The organism is Aestuariivirga sp. (assembly GCF_044239095.1).
In the GTDB taxonomy this organism is placed as follows: domain Bacteria; phylum Pseudomonadota; class Alphaproteobacteria; order Rhizobiales; family Aestuariivirgaceae; genus Aestuariivirga.
Map to the genome: position 1 here is coordinate 1 of NZ_JBIICB010000234.1, position 6,985 is coordinate 6,985.

Genomic DNA, 6,985 nt, shown 5'->3' on the forward strand with positions numbered 1-6,985 from the left:
AAGGGACCCGTTGCGGGACGCAACGGGGAGATGAGGGAACAAGGGCGCTGCATACAATTCGGAGCCCCGCGGTCCCTCACCTCCCCCAACTTCGTTGGGTCCCCTTCCTCTCCCGCGCCGCGGGAGAGGACGCTGGGCAAGCTGATCTCAGCTGACTGACCGGCGCTTTAGCATTGTAAACATTCGCTCAAAGGACCCTGACGCTGATCCACCGGATCGAACCGTTGTTGGGGTGATCGTGCGGACCAGTTTGTCAACAGTCATGTATGATGGCCGCCATGACCCGTCCTAGCGAGTGCTTGACTTAGTGAGTATTGAAATGTACCCCAGATTCAGGACTTTACTTAGCATAGTGACATGCTGAGTTGATTTGCTTTTTGGGAGGTTTCCATGGAGAGAACCGTTCTTGCGATTGCCTTTTGCGCCTTGATTACACCTGTCGCAGAAGCTGCTGACGCCATTGGCGATTCAAGTGGGGAAGCCAATTGGGTCTTTCGCTTGGGCGGTGCTCTTGATGCCTACCACGTCAATCAGGTGGACAATGACGAAGGGACCGACAGCGATGGCTGGAATACCGGGGCTCACCTGGACCTTGCGGCTGGCGGGTTGATCGGGGAGGGCTGGGGAACACAGTTTGATGTTCGTGGCAGCTTGTTTTCTGATAACCATGGCTCGGATGATGACTGGACGAAAAGCTACCTGACAGGTGGCATGCACCTTTATGCGCTAACGCCGAATGGTTTGTTGGGGGCATTCGCCGGAGCGGGCATTGCGGATGATACCGGCGACACTGATGAGAATCAGACTTACTGGTTTGGAGGAGTGGAAGGGCAGTGGACCTTGAGCAGCGCTGTGTTATTCGCAGAGGCCGGCTACCTTGACGGTACTGACGAGTATGACGAAGGGATCAACCAAGCGGTATTCGGCAGGGTTGGAGTGCACTACTTTGCGCTGCCAGACTTGGTGCTCACTGGCGCTGTTTCCGGCGCGGCCGGGCTGCAGGACAATAGCGACGAGTTAGAGTCAGAAGCTCTGATCGGCGATCTGCATCTTGAAGCAGAACATGGTTTCGGCAATGGGCAGAACTCGGTGTTTGTTTCTTACGACGGGACACTGGTGTCGTTTGACGGCGGAGATCACAGGACTGATTTTCACGGTGTGATGCTCGGCTTTCGTATGCGTCTCGGCGGATCAGGTGATCTTCAGTCAACATATAGCGGCCCCGGCGCACTTTCGCTGACCCCTGTGGACCGCTGGTTTGCATATACGGCCAATGAAGTAGAATAACGCGTCTATTGAGGGCAGTTCGTTTTCACGTCTTCTGAGACTGGCGTGCGCTGGTTGAGTGCTTCAAAGTCAGGCCAGCTACCGCGCACGGGAGAAGCATCACGCTGGCAGAAAGCGGGACCCCAGCTTTCGCTGGGGTGACGGCAGTGATGATGAGTTGTCTCGTGCGGCGGGTTGGCGGACAGTTGAGGTCAGCTTACAATTCTCGCCGTCATGCCAGCGAAAGCTGGCATGACGCTTTGATAGCCGCACGTGACGAGAGAAAGCTGGATCCCGGCTTTCGCCAGGATGACGGCCGTGGTGATGAGCGTCGCTCGGGCGGCGGGCTGGCGGACAGTTGAGGTCAGCTTACAATTCTCGCCGCCATGCCAGCGAAAGCTGGCATCCCGCTTTGATAGCCGCACATGATGACAGAAAGCTGGATCCCGGCTTTCGCCGGGATAACGGCGGTGGTGATGAGCGGCGCTCGGGCGGCGGGTTGGCGGACAGTTGAGGTCAGCTCACAATTCCCGCCGTCATGCCAGCGAAAGCTGGCATCCCGCTTTCATAGCCGCACATGATGACAGAAAACTGGATCCCGCCTTTCGCCAGGATGACGGCGGTGGTGATGAGGGGGCTATGGCGGCGGGCTGGCGGATAGTTGAGGTCAGCTTACAATTCTCGCCGTCATGCCAGCGAAAGCTGGCATCCCGCTTTGATAGCCGCACATGATGACAGAAAAGCTGGATCCCGGCTTTCGCCGGGATGACGGCGGTGGTGATGAGGGGGCTATGGCGGCGGGCTGGCGGATAGTTGAGGTCAGCTCACAATTCTCGCCGTCATGCCAGCGAAAGCTGGCATCCCGCTTTGATAGCCGCACATGATGACAGAAAGCTGGATCCCGGCTTTCGCCGGGATGACGGCCGTGGTGATGAGCGTCGCTCGGGCGGCGGGCTGGCGGTCAGTTGAGGTCAGCTTACAATTCTCGCCGTCATGCCAGCGAAAGCTGGCATCCCGCTTTGATAGCCGCACATGATGACAGAAAGCTGGATCCCGGCTTTCGCCGGGATGACGGCGGTGGTGATGAGGGGGCTATGGCGGCGGGTTGCGATCAGTTGAGATTAGCGCCCAATTCTCTCCGCCATGCCGCCTTTTGCCGGGATGACAGGCGCTCACCCGGTCTCAAGCCTTCCTGGGGGGTGTTTCCAGCACCAGGATGCTGACTTTCATGTCCCGGAGGCGTGAGCGGAGCTTTTCATCGATGCGGTTGGTGAGGGCGGAGATGGATGTCACGTCCACCGTGCCTTGAAAGTAGAGTTCGATATCAACAAAGCGCTGTGCGCCGCTGCGGCGGGTGCGGATGCTGCCCAGCTGGTCATAGGCGTCAAACTCCTCGGCCAGGACGCGAATGATCTGGACCTGCTCGTCCTCCGGCATGGGAAAATCGATCAGAACCTTGAAGTTGCTCAACAGCAGCAGAGCCGCTCCGCGCAGGAGATAGAGGGCGATGCACAGCGAGAAGACCGGATCGATGTAAACTGTCACCGTGTTGACGCCAACCAGCGGCAGCAGAATGCCCAGCGCCAGCGCGATGACGACGACGCCGTCGAACCACAGCGCGGTGCGGAAATCCATCACGTAGGAGTCGATGAGCGGACTGTCGAACTGCTTTTGCAGCCGCCTGGCGGACAAGAACAGGTAACCGCTGCGCAGCAGGGAGGGAAGCATCGGCAGCTGTGCGATGGCGTAGATGATGGGCGTGGGCACGATGGTGTCGCCGATCGCGCGATAGAGGATGTAGAGCGCCACCGGAATGTTCAATGCGCCATACAGTAGCCCTGAGAAATTCTCGAGCTTGCCCGTGCCGTGGGGGAAGCGGATCGGGTCGCCGCTCTTCATCACGCGGATCGACTTGAAGGCGAAGGTTTGCACGATCAGGGAGACGCCGCAGTCGAAGGCAATGGACAGGATGGTGAGCGAGTTGGAGAAATAGCCCGTCACGATGAAGGCCAGCGTCAGGGGAACCAGCGTGAACAGCGACACGCGCGAGAGCTTCATCAGCGCGTCAAACATGGCGTTGAGGTTCATGACATCACGCGCCGGAAACTGCTGTAGATCTGTGCCAGCAAGCCCCCCGGCATAGAACCCGGGACGGCGCCGTTCTCACACTGACATGGGCCCGCGAAGGCACTGAAATCAACCAACATTCACCGGGTCACCAGACGAATGAAATCGATTTTGCCTGAATTGGCAGCTTTGGCAAGCCCGGACCGCGGCAAGCGGAGGCGCCGGTTTGGACGTGAGCCGGGGGTGCCAATTGTTCGGTGCGTCAGATTTTCTGGCGTTGGTATGTGTCAGGCTAGATTGACATTTAAAACTGTCAATTATACTCTCACCCCATGGCCAATCTTGTGTCAACCGGGTCTGTGCCCTCTTACCCCAGTGCTGGGGCGGTGCTTGAGCTGTTGAAGCCGATCACCTGGTTTCCGCCGATGTGGGCGTTTGCCTGCGGGGTGGTGTCGTCCGGGGTGGCGCTTCAGGCGAACTGGATGTTGCTGCTGGCGGGCATGGCGCTGTCCGGGCCGCTGGTCTGCGCGATGAGCCAGGCGGTGAATGACTGGTATGACCGGCATGTCGACGCCATCAATGAGCCGAACCGGCCGATCCCGTCAGGCCGCATGCCGGGGCGGTGGGGGCTTTATATCGCCATTCTCTGGACGCTGCTGTCGCTGGGCCTTGCCGCGATGATCGGGCCGGTGGTGTTCTGGGCCGCGTGTTTTGGCAGTGCCGCCGCCTGGGCCTATTCGGCCCCGCCGCTGCGCCTGAAGCAGAATGGCTGGTGGGGCAATCTGGCCGTTGGCCTCTGCTATGAGGGCTTGCCGTGGTTCACCGGGGCTGCCGCCCTTCTTGGCGGTGTTCCGCCCTGGCCGATTCTGAGTCTGGCGCTGCTCTATTCGCTGGGCGCCCATGGCATCATGACGCTCAATGACTTCAAGGCCATCGCGGGCGACCAGCGCATGGGTGTGCGCTCGCTGCCCGTGCAGCTGGGTGTTCAGGGTGCAGCGCGCGTGGCCTGCGCCGTGATGGCGCTGCCGCAGGCCGCGGTGATCGGGCTGCTCTTCTTGTGGGACAGGCCCTTGCATGCGGTGGCCGTGTCGCTGCTGCTGCTGGTGCAGCTGATCATGATGCGGCGCTTCCTGGCGGAGCCGGTGGGCCGTGCGCTGTGGTACAGCGGCTTTGGCGTGCCGCTCTTCGTGCTGGGCATGATGGTGAGCGCCTTCGCGGTGCGCGCGGCGGTGGGGGGCTAGATGGCGGCATCGCACCTCGGCTGGCTCGGAATCGTCAGGCTCGGCTTCGTGCAAGCGGCGCTGGGCGCGGTGGTTGTGCTGACCACCTCGACCATCAACCGCGTGATGATCGTGGAACTCATGCTGCCCGCCATGCTGCCGGGGCTGTTCGTGACCTGGCATTATGCGCTGCAGGTGCTGAGGCCCTCCTGGGGGCACCGCTCCGACAAGGGCGGCAGGCGCACGCCGTGGATTTTGGCCGGCATGGCGGCGCTGGCGCTGGGCGGCTTCGGGGCTGCCGTGTCGGTACATATCATGGCCTCCAACATGCTGGCGGGCATGATTGCGGCGGCCATCTCCTTCACGCTGATCGGCGGCGGGGTGGGGGCTGCGGGAACCAACCTGCTCGTGCTGCTCGCCAAGCGCGTGGCCGAAACGCGCCGCGCCGCGGCGGCGACCATCGTGTGGATCATGATGATCGTGGGCTTCATCCTGACCGCAGCACTGGCCGGGCAGTTCCTCGACCCGTTCTCGACGGAAAGGCTGATGGCGGTGGCGGGCGTGATCTGTGCCGTGGCCTTCATCATGACGCTTCTGGCGCTGTGGGGTGTCGAGCGCACTGTTCAGCCTACGGAGAAACCCGCGGCGGCAAGGCCCCACACGCCCTTCCGGCAGGCCATCGCCGAGGTCTGGGCGGATGCCACGGCGCGCGGCTTCGCCATCTTCATCTTCGTGTCCATGCTGGCCTACAGCGCGCAGGACCTGATCCTTGAGCCCTTCGCAGGCATCGTCTTCGGGCTCACCCCCGGCCAGTCGACATCGCTGTCCGGCATCCAGAATTCGGGCGTGCTGCTCGGCATGGTGCTGGTGGGCGGGCTATCGACGCTGTTCCCGCGCCTGATGAGCCTGCGGAGCTGGACGGTGCTGGGCTGTGTTGGCTCCGCGCTGGCGCTCTCGGGCCTTGTCGCCGCGGCGCAGGTGGGGCCGGGCTGGCCGCTCAACCCCTCGGTCTTCGCGCTGGGCTTCATGAACGGGGTCTTCGCGGTCGCCGCCATCGGCTCCATGTTCAGCATGGCCAACAGCGGCGGACAATCACGCGAGGGCGTGCGCATGGGCCTGTTCGGGGCCTCGCAGGCCATCGCCTTCGGCATCGGCGGCTTTGCCGGAACGGTGCTGGTGGACGTAACGCGCCTTATGCTCGGCTCGCCGGTGATGGCTTATGCCACGGTGTTCGCCGTCGAGGCGGTGTTGTTCCTGGCGGCTGCCGCACTCGCTGCGGCCGTGGGCAGGCGGGAAGGTTTTGGAGACGCGGCCAATCCACTCATTCTGGCTGCACGCCATCAGGCAAGCGGGAGTTGACGGTATGCTCGAGACTATCACCTATGACCTCGTGGTGGTGGGCGGTGGCCCATCGGGAGCAACCGCGGCGCATGACGCCGCGAAGGCGGGTTTCCATGTGGCGCTGCTCGACAGGGCAGGGCGCATCAAGCCCTGCGGCGGCGCCATTCCGCCGCGCTGCGTGAGGGACTTCGACATTCCCCCCGAATTGCTGGTGGCGCGGGTGTTCTCCGCGCGCATCATCTCGCCCAGCGAGCGCAAGGTGGATATGCCGATCCCCAACTCCTACGTGGGCATGGTGGACCGCGAGCATTTCGACGAGTGGCTGAGAGACCGTGCGGGGCAGGCAGGCGCCGAGCGGCGCACCGGCACCTATGAGAGCTTCTCACGCGATGGCTATGGCACCGCGATCGTGCACTACAAGGACAAGGACGGCACGCCCGCAACCCTGCGCGCGCGCTGCGTGATTGGCGCTGATGGTGCTCTCTCCAAGGTGGCGCGCGACACGGTGCGGGGTGCGGAGAAGATGCCCTATGTCTTCGCCTATCACGAGATCGTCAAATCGCCCGAGGGACGGCAGGCGGAATTCGCCGCCGACCGCTGCGATGTCTATTACAAGGGGACGCTGTCACCCGATTTCTATGCCTGGGTGTTCCCGCACGGGTCCACGACGAGTGTTGGAACCGGCAGCGCCAACAAGGGCTTTTCGCTGAAGGGCTCGGTCGCGGAGCTGCGCAAGGCGGCGGGGCTTGACGGCGAGACGATCAGGCGCGAGGGCGCGCCCATTCCGCTGAAGCCCATGAAGCGCTGGGACAATGGCCGCGACGTGGTGCTGGCGGGCGATGCCGCGGGCGTGGTGGCGCCGGCCTCGGGCGAGGGCATCTATTATGCCATGCTGGGCGGCAGGCTGGCGGCGGATGCCGCCATGGCCTTCCTCAAGACGGGTGATGCGCGCCAGCTCAGCCTTGCGCGCAAGCGCTTCATGAAGGAGCACGGAACGGTGTTCTGGGTTCTGGGGATCATGCAGTATTTCTGGTACTCGAGCGACAAGCGGCGCGAGAGCTTCGTGAAGATGTGCGAGGACAAGGACGTGC

General features: G+C 62.5%; 5 protein-coding genes. 4 read left to right on the forward strand and 1 reads right to left on the reverse strand.

Annotated elements, in window-relative coordinates; genetic code table 11:
* The first annotated feature begins 390 nt into the window (after nt 1-390).
* Nucleotides 391-1,287 carry a hypothetical protein gene (locus ACILRA_RS17555; RefSeq protein WP_395663358.1) on the forward strand — a complete coding sequence of 299 codons (897 nt, stop codon included), beginning with the start codon at nt 391-393 and terminating at the stop codon, nt 1,285-1,287.
* A 1,161-nt stretch (nt 1,288-2,448) separates the two neighbouring features.
* Here ACILRA_RS17555 and ACILRA_RS17560 read toward each other — a convergent pair.
* The gene (locus tag ACILRA_RS17560; protein ID WP_395663359.1) at nt 2,449-3,354 is read right to left on the reverse strand and encodes a cation diffusion facilitator family transporter; all 906 of its coding nucleotides are present in this window, start codon (nt 3,352-3,354) and stop codon (nt 2,449-2,451) included.
* A gap of 311 nt (nt 3,355-3,665) precedes the next feature.
* Between ACILRA_RS17560 and chlG the strand changes: the two genes are divergently transcribed.
* From chlG to ACILRA_RS17575, 3 genes are all read left to right on the forward strand, one after another.
* Nucleotides 3,666-4,574: a chlorophyll synthase ChlG gene (chlG, locus tag ACILRA_RS17565; RefSeq protein WP_395663360.1), complete on the forward strand. Its 909-nt coding sequence runs from the start codon at nt 3,666-3,668 to the stop codon at nt 4,572-4,574.
* Nucleotides 4,575-5,912 carry a BCD family MFS transporter gene (locus ACILRA_RS17570; RefSeq protein ID WP_395663361.1) on the forward strand — a complete coding sequence of 446 codons (1,338 nt, stop codon included), beginning with the start codon at nt 4,575-4,577 and terminating at the stop codon, nt 5,910-5,912.
* A gap of 4 nt (nt 5,913-5,916) precedes the next feature.
* Nucleotides 5,917-6,985 (forward strand): geranylgeranyl diphosphate reductase (locus tag ACILRA_RS17575; RefSeq protein ID WP_395663362.1); only part of this gene is annotated, 1,069 nt, incomplete at its 3' end.